The sequence below is a fragment of the Deltaproteobacteria bacterium genome, from assembly GCA_023382265.1.
GTDB lineage: Bacteria > JAMCPX01 > JAMCPX01 > JAMCPX01 > JAMCPX01 > JAMCPX01.
Map to the genome: position 1 here is coordinate 100193 of JAMCPX010000056.1, position 24981 is coordinate 125173.

Consider the following 24981-nt stretch of genomic DNA (forward strand, 5'->3'; position numbering starts at 1 on the left):
TACTTTTGGAGTTTATTTAAAGTCATCGCTGCTTTCTTGATAGGTACTACTATATGTACAAAATCAAACAACTGTCAAGTTCTTGTAGGACGCACTACACTAGTGACCGTTCTTTTTGGCGGGGCTTTGACGTTCCCCCTGAAAACCAGAGCACTTGCACTTAGAGTCCCCTGTTCTTAAAACATAACAAAAGGAGACAAGAATGGAAAGGAAAAGGTACAGCGAGGAACAAATCATACGGGTCCTTCAGGAAGAGCGTGCCGGGACCAAAGTCATGGATCTGTGCCGCAAACATAGGATGAGCGATGCCATATCAATCGGCAGGGAGCGCGCCATGGGCAAGACTCTCTCGTTGTTCAAGGTTGACATAGAGATTGGAGATTATCGGTACAGCGTATGGGTAACGAACCTCGAAGACGATATCGAGCAGGTATGGAGGAAATGCCGTCCCCGTGCAAACGATGAGAACACCATCAAGGAATTTAAGGAAGATTTTGCTGTGGGTGGATTTTCCATGAAACAGTTTTATGCAACCGAGGCTGCGATGGTTATCAGGGCATTGCTCTACAATCTGTTTCTATTGTTTCATCAGGAGGTATTCGAGAACAAGGAAAAGACACAAAGGCTTTTGACGTTGAGGCACGAATACTTTGTACTGCCCAGTCAGTTGGGCAGCGACGGCAGGAGCAAAGTCCTGCGGATCTCCGCTGTAAAACACAAACTCAGAGCGAAACTGAGATACCTGTTTAACCGTATAAATCAATATGTTCCGGCTGATATGGCCAACTGCAATGCATTTGGGTGAACACGCAGAAATAATAGGAGGTGTGACGGCAGAACCGCATAAATAATGAATCTGAGCAGGCTCGTTTCGGTAAATACTTTGTAGGATTGGTTCTACCGGTGTGCCCTATGCAAATGCATTTTTCGGGTTAATGAAACAGAAAGATGTATATCAACGGAATAGCGGCAACCCCTGCTATTGAAAGTATAAGTCCGATAACGAAACTCAACGGCATATAATCTAACTCAATCTCGTGTATGCCTTTTGGAACAAATACCCCCTGAAACGCATAATCTGTTCTTATGACCTTTGACTTCCTACCGTCAATATAGGCATACCAGCCGGGGAAATACGTGTTGCTTATTACAAGCAGCCCGGGTGAAGCTGTATCAACATGCAGCTTTATATAATTGGGCGTGTACTTATCGAATGAGACATTATTGTCCGGTGGAGCGGCAGCTGCTACAATGCCAGGTATAAATGAGGCATACTTTGCATCTTCTTTGAATATAACGGCTGTTTCGCTTAACCGTGATGCATACTGCCTTACAAGTTCGAAGGCCTCATCGTGTGTATCAGCGATCTTGTAGTCATACACCATGAATGCCCTATTGAATACGTACGGGTTCTCATAGAGTGTAAAACCGTTGTAAAACATAATCGGCCTAAATGCATTAACAGTTATACCCATACCAATGACATAACCCAAGTTATGACTTCCATAATTGGGGATTAAATTCTTAGCCCTTACTATATATTTTATATTCAGGAAGTTAAATACAGCAGGTTCGTATATTAGATCTTGAACGAATCTGTCATACCACTTAATACCTATAGAATCATAATTCCTAATGTCCTCTATATCATAAAACGTATTTATATTGGCTCCCCATGCCTCCACACCATTCTTCATTATTGCTATCGATCTAAAATGACCATGCTCTTGCTTTATTCTATTAATAATTGGATTGGTTGGATAAAAGTATTTATAATCTCCTCCGTAATATACAGTCTTTCCAAGACCTGCTGTCACAAATACCAATATGCCGATAAATATTGCTTTGGTATTATTGCTTTTGAGTCTTACCAGAAAAGCCACCATGACCAATAACGCCAGAATAATAATTACAACTAACTTTACATTCATCAAGGTGTAATATTTGCTATGTATTGTAAGCAAAGCTAACATTAAACCCAATGTAATATATATTGCTATATTGGATGTCCTTGGCTTAATCTCCTGTTTAAAGAGCTTATCAAGATATATAGAACCTACTATGATTAAGCAGAATCCGGAGAAAGCCCATAAATATTCTTTTTCTGCAATGTTAAACAATGGCACAGTTGAAACGATGTTATGAATCAAAGGAACATTAAATGGTAAGATAAAAGTTATGAGTAACAATACGCTTACTGGCTTAACATATTTATTGTTCCAGAATTCGATGATCCCGGAAACACCAAATATGAACATTGGTAAACTGATATAATTAAAGTCAAATTCGAGCCATGTATGAGAATTAATTATGTCTTTACTGAAGAAATTATCTAATGCGGCTATTATAGCATCAAACGAATAAAAAGATGAACTTATAATAGAATTTCTATATAATGATATCGAACTAAAATGCAGATATTCAATAAACGGCAACAATTGAATCGATGATATAATAATGCCGGCAGATATAACTAAACCTGTTTTCCCTATAATAAGATATGCTCTTTTAGTAAATCCGTATTCACTAAATAGCCTTATCAAGAAATACATACCAAGGACAAGGCTCATAAAAAACAATACCTCGGGTTGACCGGCAAATACAGCAATAACAAACGCAAGCATCAATAAAAAATACCATCTAAATTTATCAGAGTGTTTTATTATAAGCTCTATTGCCCATAACCCGAGAAAGAAACAAAACGCTGCTCTTGTAGGGCAAAATTGGAACAGGTTCATAAGTCCCGAATACATAGCAGCTATTGATGCAATAATGGATGCACGGTAATCTATGCCGATTTCCGATAAATAAAGGTATGCAAACAAACCGACAAGAAAAAACTTAAAAAAGTATAAAAGTAACAGTCCCCATTTCCAGTTTAAGAGATATACGAATATATTAAGCGGGTAAAAAAAGTCCTGACTGTATATTTGCTATATGAGGCACACCGCAGCCCTGATACGGGTTCCACAGAGGCAATTCATGATGTTTTAAAGATTCTTTGTTAAAATGCAACCATGGTATAAATTGATGAATTGGATCATATGTACTTCCTTTTAATTGCGGCGATGGTTTATTGTTTATATTAAAAAAGGGGTTAACACGCAGTTCGTTTACCGGTGCAATAATTCCATCTTTTGATATAATAGGAAAGAAAGCAATTATAAATGTAAGGGCAAAGATGGTGCATGCTAAAAAAAGTTTGTGTTTATTCCCCATTCTTCATGCATATCTAAATCCTATAATTTATCAAGTATTTTATCTGCTTTGCCAAACACATAATTCCGAAAAATTTTATAAGGAGGTGTACATTCAACAGCCTCTTTAATCGGAGGTTTACCGCTTTCCAAGCTGAGCAGCCTGTGTAAGCCAGTGTATAATGTCTGCATAAGGAAGAAATCTGCTTGAAAAAGGCTTAAAAAACTATCATAATAATAAAATGCAAAAAAGAAACTATTTCCGTATGAGTATGGATTCCAAGGATTTTGTCCAAAAAACAGCCATTAGGGGAATATAAGATGGGAAAATCATTCTGGGATAACAAGACAGTAATTGTTACAGGCGGCGGTGGATTTGTGGGTGGCTATGTTGTGGACATGCTGAAAAGGTTAGATACAAAGAAGATAATTGTCCCAAGGAGTACGGATTACGACTTAAGGGATGAATCGGCTGTAAAAAAACTGCTTAAGCAGAGTAATACTGATATTATAATTCATCTTGCGGCAGCTGTAGGCGGGATAGGTGCCAACAGAAAGTATCCGGGTAAGTTTTTCTATGATAACCTGACGATGGGTGTACATCTGATGGAGCAGGCAAGGCTTCACAGTGTGGAAAAATTTGTAGCAATAGGTACTGTATGCGCGTATCCAAAGTTTACGCCTGTACCCTTTAAAGAGGAAGATCTGTGGAACGGCTATCCGGAGGAGACCAATGCTCCGTACGGGCTTGCTAAAAAGATGTTACTTGTACAATCCCAGGCTTACAGGCAGCAGTATGAATTTAATTCCATCTTTCTTTTGCCAGTTAATCTGTATGGACCTGGTGACAATTTTGATCCATCAAGCTCCCATGTTATACCTGCACTGATAAAAAAATGCGTTGATGCCATTGTGAATAAGGAAGATAAGATTGTTGTATGGGGTACGGGCAGGGCATCAAGGGAATTTATGTATGTTGAAGACTGTGCAAGAGGGATTATAATGGCAGCGGAGCGATACAACAAGCCTGATCCGGTGAACATTGGTTCTGGTATGGAAATTAAAATAAAGGAACTTGTAAAGTTGATAGCAAGGTATACGGGATTTAAAGGAAAGATAACATGGGATACATCGAAACCCGATGGCCAGCCAAGGAGAAGTCTTGATACATCAAAGGCATATAATGAGTTTGGTTTCATGGTTAAAACAAACTTTGAAGATGGACTCAGGGACACAATCGAGTGGTACATGAAAAAAAGAGACATAAAATTCTGATCAAATGAAGGCAGCATGCAAAACTTAAGCTTGACATTATCATAAAAGATGTCTTTTCATAGTTATAGCTCGCGGCTTTATAAATATTGATAATAGCTTGGAAAAATTCAATAGCGTGGTTGTTCTTCAGCTATTTTTAATAAACTTTTTGTATAAAGATGGGAATATAATGGCAAGGGTATTGGCTATAGGCGGTGCAGGCTTTATCGGTTCACATATTGTAAGGTTGCTGCTTGGACAGGGTCATGAAGTAACTGTTGTAGATAATTTCTCAAGATACGGTTACATAGCCTATGATTTCTACACACATCCCCGGTTTAAACTTATAAATAAAGATATCAGAGATGTATCCCCGGATGTTTTTAGCGGTTTTGATCACATTCTGTGCCTTGCTGCTCATGTGGGTGGTGTAAGATACCTAAATATGAACCCATACAGCATACTCAGGGATAACACGGATATATTGATGCATGCCATTGATTCAACCATCTCATCCTCACCATCCGCGGTGTTTTATTTCTTTTCTTCCTCTATGGTATATGAACGGACGATTAATGTGGAGGAAAATAGAGAAGAGCAAAGGATGCCGTCAACAAGTTATGGTATGCAGAAGCTATATGGAGAGCATTTGGTAAAGTATGCCTCTTCACAACAAGGGCTAAACTATATAATAATCAGACCATTTAATGCGGTCGGAGCAGGCGAAATTGTCGAGCAGAGTATAGAGGGCAGGGTGATTTACGGTATGTCTCATGTTATACCGGATTTCGTTCATAGGGCATTGATAAAGCAATCTCCTTTTGAGATACTCGGAGACGGAAGCCAGGTTAGGATATTCACGCATGTCGATGATATTGCTGCTGCTGTAGCAATTATGATTGAGAAGGGAATAAAAAACGATGATTTTGATATATGCGGCAGGGAGCGTTTGACTATGAGGGAGCTTGCTAAAAGGGTATGGACACGGGTGTACAAGGATATACCTTTCCCAGGGCTTAAGCACCTTACCAAACCCAATGGAGATGTCAGTTATATGTATGGAAGCTATGCGAAAGCAAGGGATAGATTGGGATGGGAGCCGGCGCATGGGATTGATGATATGATAGATGATACCATCGGATTTATAAAAGGGCATTTAATGATTTGATATGCCGCGGCGGTGGTACGAAATATTATCGGGTAAGGATTACGATAAGCGATTAAATTATATTAATCTTTTTTTACTACTCCTGCCGGTATTTCTTGCGTTTTTTTATGTCTTTTTATTCGGCGTAAATGGCGTGTTCGGGGATCAGTGGAACATCGTTTATCTTTTCCAGAAGGTCTTTTCCGGTACTATAACCGTCTCTGAGCTCTTTGCACAGCACAACGAGCACAGGATATTTTTCCCTTTAATATTTATGCTTCTGCTGGGCGTGATTACACATTACAATAACATCGTTGAGATGTACAGCATTGTTGTGTTTCTTTCGTTAAGCTGGATTATACTATTGTCAGGTATTAAAGAGCTATTCAATAACAAGCTGATAAGGGTTACAGCAATCTGTATACCTGTTACATTCCTCATCTTTACATGGAGGCAATGCACAAATATGCTGGCAGGATTTCAGATTACATATGCCTTTGCCCATACATTTAGTCTTCTCTCTTTATACCTTGTTTATAGGTTTATAAGATCAGATAAACGCGGCATGAGGGTTACATATCTTATCCTTTCAATGGCCGGTGCGGTAATTGCGTCTTTCTCATCTGCTATGGGGTTGGTTGTATGGATAGCCGGCTTATCCATGCTTGCAGCGGGTACACCGGAACATCGCAGGAAAATAGGATGGCCTACAGCGGTATGGATTGCTGCCGGAGCATTGTCCTGGCTCTTATACTTTATTAATTATCATAGCCCTACAGTATCTGCAAGATTTGGCGGGGTTTTTAATTTTATAGATATGCCATTTAAGGCTGCCTTATACTTCTTTACACTATGCGGCGGATGGTTTACGTGGAACACATTATTATCTATGATCGCCGGGATAGTAATCTTGGCATTGTTTTTTCTAAGTTTATTTTTTGTGTATGGAACCGGCAGGGTCAAAGAAAACCTGTTCTGGATAGGCACGGGCTTATTCTCCCTGTTCACAATGGCTGCAATAACAGCAGGCAGATATAATGAAGGGAACACTCAAGCATTGAGTTCAAGATATGTAACCTTTTCAGTGCTTATGGTTATAGCGGTATATGTAATGCTTGCTGACTTATCAGTACATAAGCAAAATAAACAGTCAAAATACATGGTACTGCTTGTACTGTTTATGATCATAACGAGCATACCGGTGTCATTTTTTTATGGCTCTCTTGTTGGTAAGAAGGATATGCTCCAGAGAGAGAAAGATGCCTGCATCCTGTATAACTACAGGTCCAGCGATGACAGATCGCTTCTGGAACTGTATCCTTTAGCGCACGCAGTAAAACATTGGGCCGGTATACTGCAAAGGCTGGACTATAATGTATTCTATTATAACCCTGTCTACACGTACAATTGTGATAAGATGAGCATTAAGGAATAGCCATTATGCAAAAAGAGCTCTCCATTATTGTCCCGGTTTACAATGAAGCAGATAATATAGAGGCTATGCTTAATGATCTTCAGCAAAAAATAAAACGGACAACCTTTGAATTGATTATAGTGTATGATTTTGATCAAGACAATACTATTCCGGTAATTAATAGTATAAAGCACAGTTACACATTTGAGATAAAGGTTTTTAAGAATATTTATGGCCATGGTGTACTAAACGCTTTAAAAACTGGTTTTACACTTTATTCGGCTGATACTTTAGTTGTTATGATGTCAGATAGGTCTGATGATGCATCTGTCGTGGATCGCATGTATGATCTGGTAAAAGAGGGTTACGCTCTGGTGTGCGGCTCAAGGTATATGAAGGGAGGGAAACATACTGGAGGTGGGTTGATAAAGGGATTGCTTTCCAGGTTTGCAGGGCTTTCACTTTATTATCTGTCAAAGGTGCCTGTTCATGATATAACAAATAACTTCAAGATGTACACCAGGGTGTTGCTTGATAAAATAAAGATAGAAAGCAATGGTGGTTTTGAGATCGGTACTGAACTTACGATAAAGACTTATCTAATGGGCTTTAAAATTGCAGAGGTGCCGGATATATGGATAGAAAGGAGAAAGAAGGGACAATCAAGGTTTAAGATGTTTAAATGGATGCCAGGCTATATTAAATGGTATTTTTATGCACTAAGCAGAAGAATAAAATGATCGAATTCTTCTAAAATGACCTTCCCCGTTCTTTTTTTGTTAAGTGTTTTTAGCCGCTTGACATCCGGTGATTTATATAATTAAATCTTACACTCAAAAATGCTGGAATTCTTACAAGTAAAATTTACAGAGCTTTTTGATAGATTATCAAAAAGAGGTTTACTCTCCGAAAAGGATATCGATGAAACCTTAAGAGAGATCAGGATTACTTTGCTTGAAGCTGATGTGCATTACAAAGTCGTCAAAGAGTTGCTTGATACCGTAAAACAAAAGGCAATGTCGGAAGAGCTGTCGAAAAGTATTGATCCGTCGAAATATCTTTTAAAAGTCCTGAAGGAAGAGTTTATAAATGTCATGGGCGTATCAAGACCTCTTAAGATAGCCCATTCTGGCGATGTTTTAATGCTGGTTGGTTTGCAGGGTGCCGGTAAAACTACTACAGCTATAAAGCTTGCAAAGTACATAAGGGAGAAAAAGGGTTTAAATCCTTATCTTGTATCTATAGATTTTAAGAGACCTGCTGCTCAGGAACAGCTTGTTACGCTTGCGAAAGCAAACGGTTTCCCGGTAAGCGAAGATATTGCCGTTAAGGGTATTGAGGGTTTAAGGGAACTCAGGTTAATCGCGGCAAGAAACGGAGCCGATTGTATCATTGTTGATACAGCGGGAAGACTGCACATAGATCAGGATTTGATGAATGAGTTGAGGCACGCAAAGGACATTCTAAACCCCGTGGAAACGCTCTTTGTTGTTGATTCAATGACAGGGCACGATATACTTAAGATCTCCGAAGGATTTATGAATGCCGTTGGCTATGACGGCGCTATTTTTACAAAATTTGAAGGGGATGCCAGGGGCGGAGCTGTAATATCATTTAAAAAAGTAATAGATAAGCCTATACTGTTTATAGGTACGGGTGAGGCTGTACAATCCCTCGAGCCGTTTGATCCTCAGAGGATCGTTTCAAAGATGATAGGTTCCGGTGATATTGAAGGCTTGATGGAAAAGGTATCTGAGACGGTTGATGAGAATGAAATCAAGGAACTTGCCGCCGTGGGTAAAGATAAATTCACTTTTTATGATTTTATGAAGCAGCTAAAGATGATAAAAAAACTTGGTTCTTTAGACTCGATCTTTAATATGCTTCCAGGTTTCGGAAAATTAAAAAAGGGTGTAAAACCTGGAAATATAGAAGATGATCTTAAAAAGTATGAGGTTATAATCAGCTCAATGACAAATAAGGAAAGAAGCCATCCTGAGATAATAAATGGTAAAAGGAGGCTGCGTATAGCCCAGGGAAGCGGAACAAAGGTGGAAGAAGTAAACAGACTTTTAAAGGCTTTTTTTGAATCACAACGAATGATGGACATTGTTAAAAAAAGTGGTATAAGAAGCCTAAACAAATATTTACATTGATGGAGGAACATAATGTCGGTAGCTATAAGATTAAAAAGGATTGGCAGAAACCATATTAAGGATTATAGAATAGTTGTGGAAGATTCAAATTATACGGGCGGCGGAAGAACCTTGACTGTAGTCGGCTCTTTTAATCCTGATAAGAAGCCATACAAGTTGAACTTGGATATGGATTTAATAAAAGAATGGGTCAAGAAAGGTGCCAGCTTGTCACCGAGAGTAAAAAGTCTATTAAAGGCTCAACAGATCAAAATATGATTTTTTTGTTGGGAGGTGTACGGTGAAGGAATTGGAGGAATTGATAGGGGCTATTACAACATATATCGTGGATAAGCAGGAAGAGGTTCAAATAAAGACGGTAGAAGGAGAGCAGACATACATAATAGAATTGAAGGTAGCAAAGGATGATACCGGTAAAATTATAGGCAAAGATGGCAGGACCGTCACGGCTATAAGAACCTTACTCAATGCTATCGGTAATAAAATTAAGAAAAAAATTGTGCTTGAAATAGTAGAGTAGAGATTCTTTAATTCTATTAGTTCCTTCAAAATTCTCAGCTTTGGTTTATGATTAAATTTAAGATCTTAACTATTTTCCCGAGATATTTTATATCTCCGTTTATGGAAGGCTTATTAAAACGTGCAATAGATAATAGGATCATTATGCTTGAAACAATTGATATAAGAGGCTTTACAAAAGACAAACATAAAACAGTTGACGATACTCCTTATGGAGGCGGTGCAGGCATGGTAATGAAGCCCGACCCTATTGTATCTGCATTGGAATATGCTTCCGATGAAAAAGGATACAGCATTATAGTTTTTTCACCGAAGGGCAAAAAATTTGATCAGATCGCGGCAAAAAGGTTTGCCCTGCATGATAAATTTATACTTGTATGCGGCAGATACGAAGGCATTGATGAGAGGGTTATGGAGTTTTATTCTGATGAAGAGATATCCATCGGCGATTATGTTCTTAATGGCGGAGAGGTCTCGGCCCTTGTTTTTATTGAAACGGTGGCAAGATTGACGCCAGGTTTTCTTGGGAATGATCAGTCTGTTGTTGATGAATCATTTGAGAACAATCTGCTCGAGTATCCTCAGTATACCAGGCCAAGGGATTTCAGGGGACACACTGTCCCGGACGTGCTTTTTTCGGGTAATCATGAGTTAATTAGAGAATGGAGATTAAAGCAATCCATGAATCTTGTAAAGGAACGCAGGAGTGATCTGTTAGAACTTGCAAAAAACAATGAACAGGCTTTAGATGGTGTTAAGAAAAAAAATAATGGAGGAAACAATGGATAGACTTAAGTTTTTAGAAAATGAGATATACAACGGTGAAAAAAAAATAATAGATTTTAAAGCTGGTGATACGATCAAGGTGTACACAAAATTTAAAGAGGGCGATAAAGCAAGGATTCAACAATTTGAGGGCGTTGTTATCGGCATAAGAGGCTGCGGCATAAATACCAATCTCACGGTTAGAAAAACATCATACGGGGTTGGTGTTGAACGCATATTCCCTCTCTACTCCCCTTCTATAGAAAAGATAGAGATCGTTCAGAAAACGAAAGTGAGAAGAGCGAAATTATATTATTTAAGAGGTTTGAGTACAAAATCGAGCAGGTTACAAAGAGAGCAGAAGTTACAGTCACAGGATACGGATACTACTGTAAAGGAATCAAATGATAATCCATCATGATCATTAAAGAATTCGTACTTCAGGGAATAAAAAAATTTAAAGAACCGATAAAGTTTCAGTTGCATAACGGATTTAATGTATTCTGGGGTAATAACGAAAAGGGTAAAACTACGATAGCGGACGCCCTCTTTTTAATCCTGACATGTACTTCTGATAACGAAAGAAGATTAAAACTAAAAAGTTATGATTCTGCGGATTCAAGACTCGGTATTATATTTGCGGAAGGTCCCGATACGTACAGAATGCTTATGGACATTGTGTCTGGAGCAATGCTGTTGTCAAAGTATAATCGGAATACAGAAAAGTATGATGCAATTTCAAAGGATGAAAGAGATATAAAGGACTTTTTTAAAAGGGAAATGCTGTTTAAACCGCTTGATGAGTACAACTCATTATTCCATGTAAACCCGTATACACTTTTAAACCCTTATACAACGGATGATGCATTAGCTCCAGCCGCTGCGACTGATCCCGTACGATATGATTCCTTTACACTGAATGATATCGGCAAAAGCGGTTCAGAACAGTTGGGTGATTTTGAGCCTACCTCTTACTCGGAAACACAGACGATGCAGCAGAATAACATGTCTAAAGAAGAGATACTGTCGCAAATTAAAAAACTTGAAGCTGAGCTTTCATCGGCATCAAATATTTCTGCTAATGAAGACAGGATACAACAATTCGAATCACAGCTTTCGGATGTGCAGGAAAAGTTAAAGGCAATCAAATCCGCTGAAGCAGAATTGCGTTCTATGGAAAGGGGTATAGAAGAAAACAAAAAGTTCGCGGAACTTCCGGAGGACATAGGACAGAAGATAGAGGATTATATCCAGCTTGAAAATAAAGTAAAAAAAGATATCGGCAATATTGACAGGCAAAAAAACCAGTATACAGCAATGAACGTAACAATGCAGCCCTTTTATAAGGGGAAGCTGTTTATAGCAGGAGGTGCTGTCGTTGGTTTATTTGTTTTAACGCCGGTTATACTATCATTCGTACTTGATGCATCATGGACTGGGTATTTGTCCATCGGTATTTTTGCGGGATTTGTCATGATGGGTTATGCTCTGTGGAATGATTCTGTAAAAAGATCCGTGGTAAACATGGAAAAAGATAGGCTGAGTGAGCTTGAAAAACGATTACAGGAATTAAATAAAAAATATGAGATAGAGAGCTCTGTAATAAAAAGTATTGTAAAATCACTTAATCTTGAATCGGTAACGGCATTAAAGGAAAATATAAAATCATACAAAGCCGTATTGGTTCAGTATAAGCGGGTAAAAGAAAAATACGACAACATGCTTTCAGAGTATAGTGAAGCATCTTTACAATCGCAGGAAGAAAAAATAAAGTCTGAAATATCATCTATACAGGAGCAGGTCAGAATATCGGGCGGTGCAGGTATCGATCCCTATGCGATCTCACAGCAGATCAATGATTTGAAAGCAGGGTTGGCCTCTTTTGAGGGCAGTCCATCTCAGAAAAAGGAAAGGGTTATCTTTGAAGAAAAACCTGTAAAACCTCCTGATAGGGCAGTAAAAACGAGTATGCCTTTATACATAAAAAATATAGAGATTATATCCCAATTAACGGATGAACCACCGGAGAGAATTACGGCCATTGCGGTATCAAAAGCAAGCTCATATTTGAATAAACTGACGAATAATTATTTTCAGGAAATAGCTTTTAAAGAGGGTAAAATGATATCTGTTGACAATAAAGGCAGGGAGATAGATTTTGAGCAGTTGTCTGATTCTTCAAAGTTAAAAGCCTTGTTTGCCGTATTTTTATCAATCACGGATATCGCAGCTGACAAATGGCAGTGGCCTGTTATTATGGATGAACCTTTTATGTTGTTTGATGATAACAATAGATCAACGATTTATGATATCTTAAAATCCTTTTCAAAGCAAACGCAGTTAATGCTTTTCACGTCGGATAATAAAGCCAAACCGATGGCGGACAACTTCATATCTCTTTGATTATTTTAATCAATAAATCGTATTATGGTCAATATAAATGTTTATGCATGGTGCATGAGATTCATTTGTTTTTTTAAAAAAGTTTTTTTATTATACTTTAATTGACAATACGGTATAGTTAATTTATGAAATTATAATTTAAAGGAGGAAACATTGAATATAAATACAATTGCGTATGCAGCAGTACAGACCGCAGGTCAACCGGGGGGTACAGGATCACTTGTTAGTATGTTGTTACCCATAGTGATAATCTTTCTTGTGTTCTATTTGTTACTGATAAGGCCGCAGAGCAAAAAACTAAAAAAGCATCAAGAATTCCTATCCAATCTTAAAAAGGGAGATGATGTAATAACAGCAAGTGGCATTTATGGCAGAATAACCGGTATTGCAGATAATGCAATTACGATTGAAATATCGGAAGGCGTGAAGATAAAGGTTGAGAAATCATACATTGCCGGCTATGCGGCTACAACCTCTGCTACTGCTATTGATAAAAATAAAACGGGCAACACCGGTTCCTAATAGAACTATAAAATAGCAGTTTTAAAGGAGATAATATGCGAAGGAATATAACATGGAGATTAATACTTATAGGTGTTCTGACGGTAATTTCTATATTTATTGTAACTCCATCGTTTGTAAATAATTTGCCAGGCTGGTGGAAAAATCTGTTTCCATCCACAAAACTTAATCTCGGACTGGATTTGAAAGGCGGGACGTATCTTGTATTTGGAGTAGATATTAACAAGGCAATAAAAGATGACCTCACAAGAAAGACAAGGGAATTACAAGCCGAGTTTACTCAACAAAAAATTGCGGTGCAATCTATATCGGTTACAACTACAGGCAATATAAACTTAGCGCTCTCGAGTCCTTCTGATAGAGACAAATTGTACACCATACTCAAGGATGATTTCCAGGATCTTAGGATTACAGAAGAACAACCCCCGTCATTTGTGCTTTCACTTACTGCCTCTGAGATAAATTATATGAAAAACAATATACTCACCCAGGCTGTAGAAAACATAAGAAACAGGGTTGATCAGTTCGGGGTTACAGAACCGATAATACACCCGCAGGGCACAAACCAGATTGTGGTTGAGTTGCCCGGGATAAAAAACCCTCAAAGGGCTATAGATATAATAGGTAAAACAGCCCAATTAGAGTTTATTCTTGTTGATGAACAGCCTGCCTTTTTAGCTGATATTATAAAGAACACCAAACCACTGCCTGACGGCATATATGCAGGCTCAAACACGGTTTCACTTCCGGATGGTGAAACGGTGCAGAGTCCTTATCTATGGGCATACAGCAAGGGTCAGCTTGAATCCTTTCTTCAGGGCAAAGTGCCAGATAAATATATGATAGGTTATTCCGTTATAAAGGATAAAAATACAAACAGCACTACGTATCAAACCGATGTTCTTGAAAAAAATGTCAATTTGACAGGCGATATGCTTTCCGATGCAAGAATGCAAATAGGAGGAGAGTATAACCAGCCTTATGTGAGTATAAGGTTTAATGCAAGAGGTGCAAAACTATTTGATCAACTTACCGGAGCGCATGTAGGTGAAAGGCTTGCAATAGTGCTTGATAATATTGTTTATTCTGCACCTGTTATAAGGGAAAGAATAAGCGGCGGTAACGCTCAGATATCCGGTAATTTTACAGAAAACGAAGCAAAGGATCTCGCAATTGTTCTTAGAGCAGGTGCCCTGCCAGCCCCTGTTAAAGTCCTTATGAAGAACGTTGTTGGACCAACCCTCGGTTCTGATTCTATAAAAGAAGGTATGACTGCGGCGATCATCGGCGGCATTATGGTAATAGCTTTTATGCTCGTATACTACACGATTGCGGGAATAATTGCCGATATCGGACTTGTATTAAATGTGATGATGCTTCTCGCCATCCTCGCTATGTTTGGTGCAACACTTACGCTGCCAGGTATAGCGGGTATTATTCTTTCTATCGGAATGGCGGTTGATACGAATGTGCTTAACTTTGAAAGGACCAGGGAAGAGCTGAAAATCGGCAAACCCGTTAAAACAGCCGTTGACGCAGGTTATGATAAGGCTTTTTATACGATCATAGACTCGCACATTACAACCCTTATAACAGCTATTGTGTTGTACATCTTTGGAACCGGTCCGATAAAAGGCTTTGCGGTAACACTAAGTATTGGTGTTACTCTTAACCTTTTCACAGGCCTTTTTGCAACCCGTGCGATGTTTGATTACCTTAACTCAAAGGTAAGACTCACAAGATTGAAATTCTTTGAAATTATTAAAAACACGAAGATCAATTTCATGGGTGCGAGGCGGTATACGTATATTATTTCCGGGATACTCGTTGCGGTAGGTATTATAGGTTCTATCCAGATAGCAAGAGGTAAAGCTAATATAGGGATCGATTTTGGAGGAGGAACGTCTGTTCAGGTTATATTTGAAAAACCCATCAAAATCTCGGATGTAAGAACTGCACTTGAACATGACAACATCCCTTCCCCGGAGATACAGGAGCTTCCAAAACTTAATGAATTTTTGATCAGCATTAAAAAAACAACACAGGTTAAGACGGATGTATCCGATCAAGTTATAAATGCTTTAAAATCAGCGTTCAATTCCAATAATTTTACGGTTGAAGGGATAACCGAAATAGGACCTGTTGTCGGCAAAAACATGCAGAGGAATGCTTTATGGGCCATAATATTCTCCCTCATTGCAATTGTTATATACATTGCATGGAGGTTTGAATTTAAGTTTGGAGTTGCTGCAACTATTGCCACTGCTCATGATGTGCTTGTAGTAATAGGAGTCTTCTATATATTGGATAAAGAGATAACTCTATTGTTTGTAACAGCACTTCTTACTTTGGCAGGTTATTCATTGACAGACACTGTCGTTGTGTTTGATAGAATAAGGGAAAGATTAAGAACCAGAAAGAATGAAACCAATCTGGAGGTATTTAATAGAAGTGTGAATGAGGTTTTAAGCAGGACTATTATAACATCTCTAACAGTTTTTATTGTTGTTTTCGCCATGTACATACTTGGCGGTTCTGTGCTCCATGATTTTGCCCTTGCGATGCTTATAGGCGTTGTAGTTGGAACCTATTCTTCTGTTTTTATAGCAAGTGCGGTAGTTATTGACTGGGTAGGTGAAAAAGGAAAGGTATTCCAAAGAAAACGATAATGACAAAACAATGGAAAAGAAAAAATATAATACAACAAAATGAAGTTACGAAATTATCAAAGAAGATCAGTATCTCCGAGATACTTGCAGCGATACTAATAAATAGAGGGATAATATCTGAAGACAGGGCTATAAGATTTTTATATCCTGCTTTAAAAGACATGCCGTCACCCTTTCTGATCAATGGTATGGAGAAGGCTGTAGAAAGGATCATAATCGCAATAAAGAGACGGGAAAAGATTATGCTCTATGGAGATTATGATGCTGACGGCATATCTGCTACATCACTTACGTATCTTTATCTTAAATCTACAGGCGCAATTGTTAGTACACACATACCGCATAGGCTTAAGGAGGGCTATGGACTAAATATTGAAGCGGTGAAGGAATTTAGAGTCAATGGCTATACACTTATTATAACACTGGATTGCGGTATATCCAATAATGAAGCAATAGGTTTTGCAAAAAAAAATAACATAGATACAATAATTGCTGATCATCACGAGATTCCGGATTCCCTGCCTCCTGCTTATGCAATACTTGATCCTAAGAATGATGATGTGGATGATTTCAAGATGCTTGCAGGGGTCGGTGTTGCATTCAATCTTATTATGGCACTTAGAAACGTTATGAAGCATGAGGGCTTTTTTAGCGATATGTGGATGCCTAATTTAAAGGACTACATGGATCTTGCCGCACTTGGTACTATAGCTGACATGGTACCTTTTACAGGAGAAAATAGGATCATAGTAAGTATCGGTACAAAGGTATTTAACAATTCCACAAGGTTGGGCATACAGGCGTTGAAGGATGTTTCCTCTCTATCGGGAGATACGGTATCAACATCACATGTAAGCTTTAGGATAGCACCGAGGATAAATGCAGCCGGAAGACTTGACGACCCGAATCTTGGTGTAGAATTGCTAACAACGGACGATCCCGTACTTGCAAAAAAACTTGCCAAAATGCTTGATAAAATGAACACGGAAAGGCACTCGATAGAACAAAAAATATTGAGAAACACTATAGAACTTATAAATCTTGATCCATCAAACATGGATAGCAGAGGCATTGTGCTTGCCTCTGAAGAATGGCATCCCGGTGTTATCGGAGTAGTTGCATCGAAACTCGTAGAGCTGTACTATAAACCAACCATCCTGATTTCTCTTAATAATGATATCGGTAAAGGCTCTGCAAGGAGTATAGAATCTATTCACATGTACGAAACATTAAAAAGCCTGAGCAACTATCTTGTTAGTTTTGGCGGACACAAATTTGCAGCGGGACTCGTTATAAAACATGATATGTTTGATATGTTCAAAGCCAATTTTTTTCAACTGCTTGATAGCACTTTAACGGATGAAATGCTTACACCCGTTATTTATATAGATCAGGTACTGAAATTTAAAGATATTACTAAAAATATCATAAAAGAGCTTGAACTTTTAATGCCTTTTGGTCCTGGTAATTCAGAACCCATTTTTGTTTCTAATAATATAAAGATATCCGATCCAAGAGTAATGAGAAATAATACAATCAAATTTAAGGCAATTCAGGATGATACGTCATTTGATGTGATTTCCTATGGTTCAAAAGAGCATATCGATAATTTGCCAAGGCATGCTAACATCGCTTATACTCTCAGGAACAATGTGTTTAATGGTTATGATAGTATAATACTTAACCTAAAGGACATGAGAGTAGTACAGAATTGACATATTATAAAATAAATTATACCATGATATAATAAAAAGAGAGGTAAAGGTATGGCAAGAGTAACAGTTGAAGATTCACTTAAGATTACGAATAACAGGTTTATACTTGTGCAGATGGTTATAAAGCGGGTAAAACAGCTTGTAAAGGAAGCGCAGCCTTTAATTGATAACAAGGATGATAATAAATCTATAGTTCTGGCTCTAAGGGAAATTGCTGCCGGTAAAATCCCGTATACGGTCATTCCTTACGATAAGAAAAAATAACATTTCCTCCATGATCCCTGTATTAGATGATCCGCTTAAATGAAATACAAGAGAAGATTTTATCATATAATCCAGGGGCAGATCTTGATTTAATAAACAAAGCTTACGTTTTTTCTGCCAAGGTTCACAATGGCCAGTCAAGGGTTTCCGGTGAACCTTATCTTGTACATCCGCTTGAAGTTGCATGGATCCTCGCACTTTTAAAAATGGACATACCGACGATTGTTGCCGGTCTGCTTCATGATACTGTAGAGGATACACGTACAAAAATCGAGGAGATTTCAGAACTCTTCGGTAAAGAGGTAGCATCCCTTGTAGAGGGCGTTACCAAGATAAGCAATATTACCTTTAACACCGATGTTGCAAAACAGGGCGAAAACTTCAGAAAGATGCTGCTTGCAATGGCAAAAGACATCAGAGTGATCATAATAAAACTTGCAGACAGACTGAATAACATGAGAACGTTAGAGTATCTTTCTGAAGATAAAAGGGAGAGGATTGCAAAGGAAACCCTTGAGATATATGCACCAATAGCCCATAGATTTGGTATATACTGGTTAAAATCGGAGCTTGAAGATCTTGCGTTTAGATTTACCAAGCCTGAACTCTATTACAAGCTATCAAAGATGATTGCAAAATCCCGTAAAGAACGTGAAAAGTATGTTGAAGAAGTAGAGCATATCATAAAAAACACACTTGAGCATGAAGGCATGCATGTAGAAGTTAACGGCAGGCCCAAGCACCTTTACGGCATTTACCAGAAGATGGATAAGCATAATCTGAGTTTTGAGCAGGTTTACGATATCACGGCATTCAGGGTCATTGTTGATACCCAGAAAGACTGCTATCAGGCACTCGGTATTATACATACGGCATGGCGCCCTGTTCCCGGCAGGTTTAAAGATTACATAGCAATGCCAAAGGCTAATATGTACCAGTCATTACACACAACTGTTATAGGTCCAAAGGGAGAAAGGATAGAGATTCAGATTCGGACAAAAGATATGCATCAGGTTGCAGAAGAAGGTATTGCGGCCCACTGGAAATACAAAGAAGGCAAGTTAATTGACACAAAGGAAGATGTCGCTTTCCGGTGGGTTAAACATCTTATGGAATGGCAGCAGGAATTAAACGATCCCGAATCATTCATGCAGTTTGTAAAAGTTGATCTGTTTCCTAATGAGGTTTATGTCTTTACGCCGAAGGGTGATGTAATAGAACTGCCGTTAGGCTCTACGCCTCTCGATTTTGCTTATGCCATACACACAGATGTCGGCAGTCATTGTGCAAGCGCAAAGGTAAACGGAAAGATCGTGCCGCTGAAGTATCAATTGAAAAACGGTGATACCGTTGAAGTTGTAAGATCCCCTACAGCACACCCGACGGAGGATTGGCTAAGAATGGCAGTCAGCCCTAAAACAAAAGCCAAGATCAGGCAATGGTTAAGTAAAGCAGAAAGGGATAAAAGTAAACACATAGGCAAAGAGGTACTTGAAGCTGAGTTTACCAAGTTTAACCTCAACCTTTCAAAATTCATTAATTCAAATGAATTTAATAAGTATATCGAAAAAACGAATTTGAAAAATCTTGATAATCTCTATTCACAGATCGGCTATGGAAAACTTTCTCCTTTGCAGATCATCAAGCATTTAATACCGGTTGAAAAGCTTACTGAAGAAAAGCCCAAAGATAGCCCAATAGCAAAATTGTTTAAGCTTGCAGCAAGAAAATCATCGACAGCGGTTAAAATAAAGGGACTTGATGATATCCTTGTAAGGTTTGCACATTGTTGTAATCCAATCGTGGGTGACCCTATAGTAGGATTTATAACAATGGGCAGAGGTATTACAATTCATACAGCATACTGCCCTAAAATACTTGAGCTTGATCCGGAAAGAAAGATTGAAGCAAAATGGGATGTAGACACCGACATTCTAAGGCCTGTTAAGATTATGATAACAGCGGTGGATAAGCAGGGACTGCTCGCAAACATCACCAATTCAATAGCCTCGTTTGGAATCAACATCATAAGGGCATCCGTATCACCAAATAAGGACCAAAAAGCCATGCTTATGTTTGAGTTGGCTGTAAAAGATACCCATCAATTAAGGGATATCATAAATAACATCTCAAAGATAAATGATGTTATAAGCGTAGAAAGAATGGCAGGGATTGAGGATTCATGAAGACAATAATCACAACTGATAAATTACCTTTGCCGCAGGGACATTACTCGCAGATGATTATTGCAGGCGGATTTTTATTTTTATCAGGCCAGATTGCAATTGATCCATTAACAAGCAATCTCATAGAGGGAGATGTAAACATACAAACGGAGTTTATACTAAATGCGATCAAATCTGTAATGAATGAGCAAGGGCTCGGGCTCAAAAATATCATAAAAATTTCAGCATACCTTGTTGAGGCTGACGATTTCCAGTCGTTTAACGAGGTCTACTCAAAACACTTTTTGAATGAAGAACCGGTCAGAACAACCGTATTTGTTAATGCCTTACCCAAGGGTGCTAAAGTAGAACTCGATGTAGTTGCTGTTGTTTAACAAAAATTTTCAAGATAAATATTGGCATTACCCGATGACTTTCTGAATCGAAGAGGTGATATTATGGAAATAACTATTGAAAACACGATTGTGTCCATTGTTAAGGGTGATATTACTCTTGAGCGGACGGATGCGATTGTAAATGCTGCAAACTCAAGGCTTGCGGGAGGCGGCGGGGTGGACGGGGCAATACACAGAGCGGGTGGCCCAAAGATAATGGAGGAATGCAGGAAGCTCAATGGCTGTCCTACAGGCAGTGCAGTCATCACAACCGGCGGAAATCTCAAAGCACGGTGCGTGATCCATGCGGTAGGGCCGATATATAACGGGGGTCAGCACGGAGAGGACAAACTCCTATCGGGCGCCTACAAAACGAGCCTTGAACTGGCAGTAAACAATGACATTAAAAGTATTGCCTTTCCTTCCATCAGCACAGGAGTATACGGTTATCCAATTGATAAGGCATCAGAGATCGCCGTAAAAACGGTTGTTGATTTTATTGAAACAAATAAAGGGTTGTCACTTGTCAGGTTCGTACTTTTCTCAAATAATGATCTTAAGGTATATGAGGAAGCACTGGAAAGATTAACCGCCCAAAAGCAATGATGGTGTTTGTCAGAATCCGGTATTTTCTTTGCCTGATGATTGAGGTATGCTAAAAACAAAGGTACTTGTTACGGCTTAAACAATATAACAAAATATTTTGTGCTACGATTTCATTTTTTAAAATCTAAGATTACGATACCGCCATCTATATCGACGTAGGCTGTAACCCAGCACATGCCTTTCATATTTTTATGCCCCAATCGTTTTGTACGCTGTAGAAATCATCATCGCTTATATATAATTCCTCCGGAGAATAACATGCGCTGCCGTAATAATAACTCCGGGACAATATTCCCTTGTAAAATGGCAATTGTACAGTTCCGTCTATACTTGCATACATGGTATATTTATTACCGGGTATCAACCCGGGCCGTTTTTATAATTTGTACGGAATTCCCGGTAACCGATTAGAATTGAATAAAATAGAAATGAATGTTAGAAAAAGCATTAAGGAGGCGTTTTATGGTAACGGCATTTGTACATATAGTGTGTAAACCGGAAAGACTTGAAGATATAGCAGAGTCCATCTCACAAATGGATGGAATCTCAGAAGTTTACTCTATTACCGGTGATTTTGATCTGCTTGCCATTGTCAGGGTAGCAAGTATAGATGAACTGCCGGAGATTGTAGCGGATAACATACTCAAGCAGGATGGAATTATAAAGGCAAGCACATCCATTGGTTTTAAGGTTTTCTCAAGACATAATCTCGAAGCTATGTTTTCCATAGGTCTTGAATAAGGAGGTATATGAGGATTGTAAGATGTCTTGTTTCAAACCGCACGTCTTATGGCGTACTTGAGGAGAATGAAGATATTCATCTTTTATTGGAAGAGCCGTACAATGGTCTGAATTATATCTCGCAGCGCGTAAAGATGAGCGAGGTAAAATTATTATCCCCTGTTAAGCCATCAAAGATAGTGGCAATAGGTTTGAATTATAGAGAACATGCAAAGGAGTTTGGAAAGACCGTACCGGAAGAGCCGCTTATATTTTTAAAGCCTCCAAGTGCGGTCATAGGTAATGATGAAGAGATTATTTACCCCGAAATGTCAAAGCGGGTTGATTATGAGGGAGAGTTGGCTGTAGTAATAGGCAGGCAAGCTTTTAATGTTTCCGTTAAAAATGCGGCTGATTATATATTTGGATATACAATTATGAACGATGTTACGGCAAGGGATCTGCAGGCAAAAGATGTCCAATATACAAGGGCAAAGAGTTTTGATACTTTTGCTCCAATAGGTCCATGGGTAGAGACAGAATTAAATCCTCAAAGCCTATATATAAAAACTTATGTGAATGGAATATTACACCAGTCAGGGTACACATCAAATATGATTTTTTCGATCCCCTATCTGGTAAGCTTTGTATCAAATGTTATGAGCCTTTTGCCGGGTGATATTATATCAACAGGCACACCCCCGGGCATAGGCCCAATAAGGAAGGGCGATACTGTTGAAGTAGAAGTTCAGGGTATTGGTAAATTAAAGAACAGGTTGCGTTAACCTCAAAAGTGCATTAAAATAAAAGCACAAAGCTTGGAGTCTTGATGCGGTTCTGTGGATATACCCTTTTCGATTACATTATTTGGGTTAACATCGGCTTGCGATATTACGATATATATCCATTAATCAACCGAGGGAATACTTGCAATTAATAACAAATTGTTGTGAAACATAAAGCATGCTTTACAAGATAAAACAGCTTCTAAAACGATGCCATCATGTCGTAGTAACCGATACAACGCGCGATATTATTCTCAGCATAATTATAGGCATATTAACCGGACTGGCCAGTGTTTATATAATTAAATTAGAAGGCTCTATTGAACGATTACTTTATTCAAGACAGAATTATGTATTTAATATAAGGCATGTATTAAGATTGAAAACTTTAATAATTTTCCTGCTGCCGCTATCCGGAGCGATTTTTTTTATAATTGTAAAAACACTATTTTTTAAAGACCAGAAAATGGGCTATGGGTTTCCTGATTTTATAGTAAATGTGAACAAACATAACGCAAAGATAAGTATTAAGACAGTACTTTACCTTTTGCTTTTTACACCCATTATCATTGGGACGGGCAATATGGCAGGTGTAGAAGGGCCGATAGCACAGATAGGCGGCGGGTTCGGATCTTTCCTCTCCGATTTAATGGGTGAGGAAAACAGAAAAAGGCGTAAATTGCTCATCGCAGCCGGTACTGCGGCAGGCATTGCTTCCATCTTCAATGCACCGATTACCGGTGTATTCTTCGCGATAGAGATTGTATTACTTGGAGAATACAACCTTAACTCGCTGAGCCTCATTGTTATTTCAGCAATAACCGGCACACTTGTAAGAAGAAGCTTTCTTGGTAATGATGCCATCTTTTTTGTACCAACTCATAGGTTCTCCGGTTTATACCCCTTGATTGGGTATGCATTCCTCGGTATCTTTGTGGGTGTTTTTGCCTTCCTGTTTGAAAAATGGTTCTTCAAATCAGCTGATTATTTTAAAGGTCTTAAATTAAGGGCTAATACGAAACCCCTGATAGGCAGTGCTGTTATAGGTATGATTGGGATATTGTTGCCTATGTCCCTCGGCAACGGCTATCCGGTAATAAGCATGGCACTCACAGATAAATTAAGTTTTTTTCTCATACTTTTCCTTTTTATTGCAAAGTTTATCGGTACTCCTATCACCATTGGTTCAGGATTACCGGGAGGCATCTATGCTCCATCACTTTACATAGGGGCAATGCTGGGAGGTACAATCGGATATGTCTTTACATTCTTATTTCCGCACAACCCTGTATCTATCGGCGTTTTTGCTATTATTGGAATGTCTGCCTTTCTTGTTTCCATTACGCATGCACCCTTTACGGGTATATTTCTTGTGTTTGAGTTAACGAATGACTATAAGATTATCATTCCATTCATGCTGGCCTCCATTACTGCAATTCTGATCAAAACACGCATTTTCCCCGATTCAATAGAGCATTATCCAATAAGAGAGTTTATCAAACGCGTGGAGATTGAAGAAGAAAAACGCGATGCTGAAATCTGATACCTCTTAAACATAAAGAATGAATTGCATTACAAGAAAATTAGTGGCGGACAAAATCCGAATAAGGTTTGATAAAAAGATTCGTACGCTTCAATTAAATGAACGGACGGGTTTCAAAAAAGGTGGATGATTATTAAAATGATATACCGCGGAATTGTCTTTGATTAAAACAATTGACTTGTATTTTTAAAATTGATAAAGATAATATTTTACTATAAATGCTGGCGTAGCTCAACTGGTAGAGCAGCTGACTTGTAATCAGCAGGTTATGGGTTCAAGTCCCGTCGCTAGCTTTTGTAAAGCAAGGGAGAGGTGCCCGAGTGGCTAAAGGGAGCAGTCTGTAAAACTGCCGGCCATAGCGCCTACGAAGGTTCGAATCCTTCCCTCTCCAGTGATTTTACTTGATTTTTATAATTTATAGGTTATGTAAGCGGGAATAGCTCAGTTGGTAGAGCGCCAGCCTTCCAAGTTGGGGGTCGCGGGTTCGAACCCCGTTTCCCGCTCGTGCCCATGTAGCTCAGTTGGTAGAGCACTTCCTTGGTAAGGAAGAGGTCACCGGTTCAATCCCGGTCGTGGGCTAAATAAAACGGTATGATATTATATATAAGATTAAGTAAGGAGGCATATAAGTATGGGTAAGGCGAAATTTGAGAGAACAAAGCCGCATTTGAATGTTGGTACCATAGGTCATATAGATCATGGGAAGACCACATTAACGGCCGCTATAACAAAGGTATTATCG

General features: G+C 38.6%; 24 protein-coding genes, 4 tRNA genes and 1 pseudogene. 27 read left to right on the plus strand and 2 right to left on the minus strand.

Going from position 1 to position 24981, the window contains the following annotated elements; translation table 11 throughout:
- The first annotated feature begins 202 nt into the window (after positions 1 to 202).
- Together M1381_10435 and M1381_10440 are read left to right on the plus strand one after the other, a co-directional pair.
- A pseudogene (locus M1381_10435) lies at positions 203 to 310 on the plus strand (transposase).
- Between the two features lie 24 nt (positions 311 to 334).
- Complete coding sequence (locus M1381_10440; protein ID MCL4479499.1) at positions 335 to 805, plus strand: transposase; 471 nt, start codon at positions 335 to 337, stop codon at positions 803 to 805.
- A gap of 127 nt (positions 806 to 932) precedes the next feature.
- On the opposite strand, the gene M1381_10445 is transcribed toward M1381_10440, so the two are convergent.
- Entirely contained in the window at positions 933 to 2825 is a 1893-nt protein-coding gene (locus M1381_10445) for a YfhO family protein (GenBank protein MCL4479500.1), read from the minus strand.
- A 73-nt stretch (positions 2826 to 2898) separates the two neighbouring features.
- Positions 2899 to 3219: a hypothetical protein gene (locus M1381_10450; GenBank protein ID MCL4479501.1), complete on the minus strand. Its 321-nt coding sequence runs from the start codon at positions 3217 to 3219 to the stop codon at positions 2899 to 2901.
- A 299-nt stretch (positions 3220 to 3518) separates the two neighbouring features.
- On the opposite strand from M1381_10450, the gene M1381_10455 reads away from it, so the two are divergent.
- The 25 genes from M1381_10455 to M1381_10575 all read left to right on the plus strand — a co-directional run.
- On the plus strand, positions 3519 to 4472 hold the full coding sequence (locus M1381_10455; protein MCL4479502.1) for a GDP-L-fucose synthase: 954 nt from the start codon (positions 3519 to 3521) through the stop codon (positions 4470 to 4472).
- A 97-nt stretch (positions 4473 to 4569) separates the two neighbouring features.
- Entirely contained in the window at positions 4570 to 5619 is a 1050-nt protein-coding gene (locus M1381_10460; protein ID MCL4479503.1) for an NAD-dependent epimerase/dehydratase family protein, read from the plus strand.
- 1 nt (position 5620) lies between these two features.
- On the plus strand, positions 5621 to 7033 hold the full coding sequence (locus M1381_10465) for a hypothetical protein (protein MCL4479504.1): 1413 nt from the start codon (positions 5621 to 5623) through the stop codon (positions 7031 to 7033).
- A gap of 5 nt (positions 7034 to 7038) precedes the next feature.
- Positions 7039 to 7752: a glycosyltransferase family 2 protein gene (locus M1381_10470; GenBank protein MCL4479505.1), complete on the plus strand. Its 714-nt coding sequence runs from the start codon at positions 7039 to 7041 to the stop codon at positions 7750 to 7752.
- Positions 7753 to 7851: 99 nt separating this feature from the next.
- Complete coding sequence (locus M1381_10475; GenBank protein ID MCL4479506.1) at positions 7852 to 9168, plus strand: signal recognition particle protein Srp54; 1317 nt, start codon at positions 7852 to 7854, stop codon at positions 9166 to 9168.
- Positions 9169 to 9180: 12 nt separating this feature from the next.
- Positions 9181 to 9426, plus strand: coding sequence for a 30S ribosomal protein S16 (gene rpsP, locus M1381_10480; protein MCL4479507.1), 246 nt, complete (start codon positions 9181 to 9183; stop codon positions 9424 to 9426).
- Between the two features lie 31 nt (positions 9427 to 9457).
- Positions 9458 to 9688, plus strand: a complete 231-nt coding sequence (locus M1381_10485; protein MCL4479508.1) for a KH domain-containing protein — start codon at positions 9458 to 9460, stop codon at positions 9686 to 9688.
- A 47-nt stretch (positions 9689 to 9735) separates the two neighbouring features.
- Positions 9736 to 10476, plus strand: coding sequence for a tRNA (guanosine(37)-N1)-methyltransferase TrmD (gene trmD / locus M1381_10490; GenBank protein MCL4479509.1), 741 nt, complete (start codon positions 9736 to 9738; stop codon positions 10474 to 10476).
- Positions 10469 to 10873: a 50S ribosomal protein L19 gene (gene rplS, locus M1381_10495; GenBank protein MCL4479510.1), complete on the plus strand. Its 405-nt coding sequence runs from the start codon at positions 10469 to 10471 to the stop codon at positions 10871 to 10873. Before trmD ends, rplS begins: the two co-directional genes overlap by 8 nt.
- On the plus strand, positions 10870 to 12855 hold the full coding sequence (locus tag M1381_10500; protein MCL4479511.1) for an AAA family ATPase: 1986 nt from the start codon (positions 10870 to 10872) through the stop codon (positions 12853 to 12855). Before rplS ends, M1381_10500 begins: the two co-directional genes overlap by 4 nt.
- A gap of 153 nt (positions 12856 to 13008) precedes the next feature.
- Positions 13009 to 13377, plus strand: a complete 369-nt coding sequence (gene yajC / locus M1381_10505) for a preprotein translocase subunit YajC (protein ID MCL4479512.1) — start codon at positions 13009 to 13011, stop codon at positions 13375 to 13377.
- Positions 13378 to 13412: 35 nt separating this feature from the next.
- The gene (secD, locus tag M1381_10510) at positions 13413 to 16046 is read left to right on the plus strand and encodes a protein translocase subunit SecD (GenBank protein ID MCL4479513.1); all 2634 of its coding nucleotides are present in this window, start codon (positions 13413 to 13415) and stop codon (positions 16044 to 16046) included.
- Positions 16046 to 17761: a single-stranded-DNA-specific exonuclease RecJ gene (recJ, locus tag M1381_10515; protein ID MCL4479514.1), complete on the plus strand. Its 1716-nt coding sequence runs from the start codon at positions 16046 to 16048 to the stop codon at positions 17759 to 17761. Before secD ends, recJ begins: the two co-directional genes overlap by 1 nt.
- A gap of 51 nt (positions 17762 to 17812) precedes the next feature.
- Positions 17813 to 18025 (plus strand): DNA-directed RNA polymerase subunit omega, encoded by a 213-nt coding sequence (gene rpoZ / locus M1381_10520; GenBank protein ID MCL4479515.1) that lies wholly within the window; start codon positions 17813 to 17815, stop codon positions 18023 to 18025.
- A gap of 26 nt (positions 18026 to 18051) precedes the next feature.
- Positions 18052 to 20211 (plus strand): bifunctional (p)ppGpp synthetase/guanosine-3',5'-bis(diphosphate) 3'-pyrophosphohydrolase, encoded by a 2160-nt coding sequence (locus M1381_10525; GenBank protein ID MCL4479516.1) that lies wholly within the window; start codon positions 18052 to 18054, stop codon positions 20209 to 20211.
- On the plus strand, positions 20208 to 20585 hold the full coding sequence (locus M1381_10530; GenBank protein ID MCL4479517.1) for a Rid family detoxifying hydrolase: 378 nt from the start codon (positions 20208 to 20210) through the stop codon (positions 20583 to 20585). The genes M1381_10525 and M1381_10530 overlap by 4 nt, the downstream gene beginning before the upstream one ends.
- Positions 20586 to 20648: 63 nt before the next feature.
- On the plus strand, positions 20649 to 21191 hold the full coding sequence (locus M1381_10535; GenBank protein MCL4479518.1) for an O-acetyl-ADP-ribose deacetylase: 543 nt from the start codon (positions 20649 to 20651) through the stop codon (positions 21189 to 21191).
- 462 nt (positions 21192 to 21653) lie between these two features.
- Complete coding sequence (locus M1381_10540) at positions 21654 to 21932, plus strand: Lrp/AsnC ligand binding domain-containing protein (protein ID MCL4479519.1); 279 nt, start codon at positions 21654 to 21656, stop codon at positions 21930 to 21932.
- A gap of 8 nt (positions 21933 to 21940) precedes the next feature.
- Positions 21941 to 22696 (plus strand): fumarylacetoacetate hydrolase family protein, encoded by a 756-nt coding sequence (locus tag M1381_10545; GenBank protein ID MCL4479520.1) that lies wholly within the window; start codon positions 21941 to 21943, stop codon positions 22694 to 22696.
- A gap of 178 nt (positions 22697 to 22874) precedes the next feature.
- Positions 22875 to 24239 (plus strand): chloride channel protein, encoded by a 1365-nt coding sequence (locus tag M1381_10550; protein ID MCL4479521.1) that lies wholly within the window; start codon positions 22875 to 22877, stop codon positions 24237 to 24239.
- 220 nt (positions 24240 to 24459) lie between these two features.
- Positions 24460 to 24532, plus strand: a tRNA-Thr gene (locus tag M1381_10555).
- Between the two features lie 13 nt (positions 24533 to 24545).
- A tRNA-Tyr gene (locus tag M1381_10560) sits at positions 24546 to 24630 on the plus strand.
- 39 nt (positions 24631 to 24669) lie between these two features.
- Positions 24670 to 24742, plus strand: a tRNA-Gly gene (locus M1381_10565).
- A 3-nt stretch (positions 24743 to 24745) separates the two neighbouring features.
- Positions 24746 to 24818 (plus strand) — tRNA-Thr (locus M1381_10570).
- A gap of 52 nt (positions 24819 to 24870) precedes the next feature.
- Positions 24871 to 24981, plus strand: a 111-nt coding sequence (locus M1381_10575) for a GTP-binding protein (protein ID MCL4479522.1), incomplete at its 3' end; no start/stop codon positions are given.

Bases quoted from the DNA above. Each gene is read 5' to 3' on its own strand.
- M1381_10540 (MCL4479519.1), top strand. From the start codon at position 21,654: ATGGTAACGGCATTTGTACATATAGTGTGTAAACCGGAAAGACTTGAA.
- M1381_10535 (MCL4479518.1), top strand. From the start codon at position 20,649: ATGGAAATAACTATTGAAAACACGATTGTGTCCATTGTTAAGGGTGAT.
- rpoZ (MCL4479515.1), top strand. From the start codon at position 17,813: ATGGCAAGAGTAACAGTTGAAGATTCACTTAAGATTACGAATAACAGG.
- rplS (MCL4479510.1), top strand. From the start codon at position 10,469: ATGGATAGACTTAAGTTTTTAGAAAATGAGATATACAACGGTGAAAAA.
- M1381_10475 (MCL4479506.1), top strand. From the start codon at position 7,852: ATGCTGGAATTCTTACAAGTAAAATTTACAGAGCTTTTTGATAGATTA.
- secD (MCL4479513.1), top strand. From the start codon at position 13,413: ATGCGAAGGAATATAACATGGAGATTAATACTTATAGGTGTTCTGACG.
- M1381_10525 (MCL4479516.1), top strand. From the start codon at position 18,052: ATGATCCGCTTAAATGAAATACAAGAGAAGATTTTATCATATAATCCA.
- M1381_10440 (MCL4479499.1), top strand. From the start codon at position 335: ATGGGCAAGACTCTCTCGTTGTTCAAGGTTGACATAGAGATTGGAGAT.
- M1381_10530 (MCL4479517.1), top strand. From the start codon at position 20,208: ATGAAGACAATAATCACAACTGATAAATTACCTTTGCCGCAGGGACAT.
- M1381_10470 (MCL4479505.1), top strand. From the start codon at position 7,039: ATGCAAAAAGAGCTCTCCATTATTGTCCCGGTTTACAATGAAGCAGAT.
- M1381_10545 (MCL4479520.1), top strand. From the start codon at position 21,941: ATGAGGATTGTAAGATGTCTTGTTTCAAACCGCACGTCTTATGGCGTA.
- M1381_10455 (MCL4479502.1), top strand. From the start codon at position 3,519: ATGGGAAAATCATTCTGGGATAACAAGACAGTAATTGTTACAGGCGGC.
- M1381_10550 (MCL4479521.1), top strand. From the start codon at position 22,875: ATGCTTTACAAGATAAAACAGCTTCTAAAACGATGCCATCATGTCGTA.
- recJ (MCL4479514.1), top strand. From the start codon at position 16,046: ATGACAAAACAATGGAAAAGAAAAAATATAATACAACAAAATGAAGTT.
- M1381_10465 (MCL4479504.1), top strand. From the start codon at position 5,621: ATGCCGCGGCGGTGGTACGAAATATTATCGGGTAAGGATTACGATAAG.
- M1381_10500 (MCL4479511.1), top strand. From the start codon at position 10,870: ATGATCATTAAAGAATTCGTACTTCAGGGAATAAAAAAATTTAAAGAA.
- rpsP (MCL4479507.1), top strand. From the start codon at position 9,181: ATGTCGGTAGCTATAAGATTAAAAAGGATTGGCAGAAACCATATTAAG.
- M1381_10450 (MCL4479501.1), bottom strand. From the start codon at position 3,219: ATGGGGAATAAACACAAACTTTTTTTAGCATGCACCATCTTTGCCCTT.
- trmD (MCL4479509.1), top strand. From the start codon at position 9,736: ATGATTAAATTTAAGATCTTAACTATTTTCCCGAGATATTTTATATCT.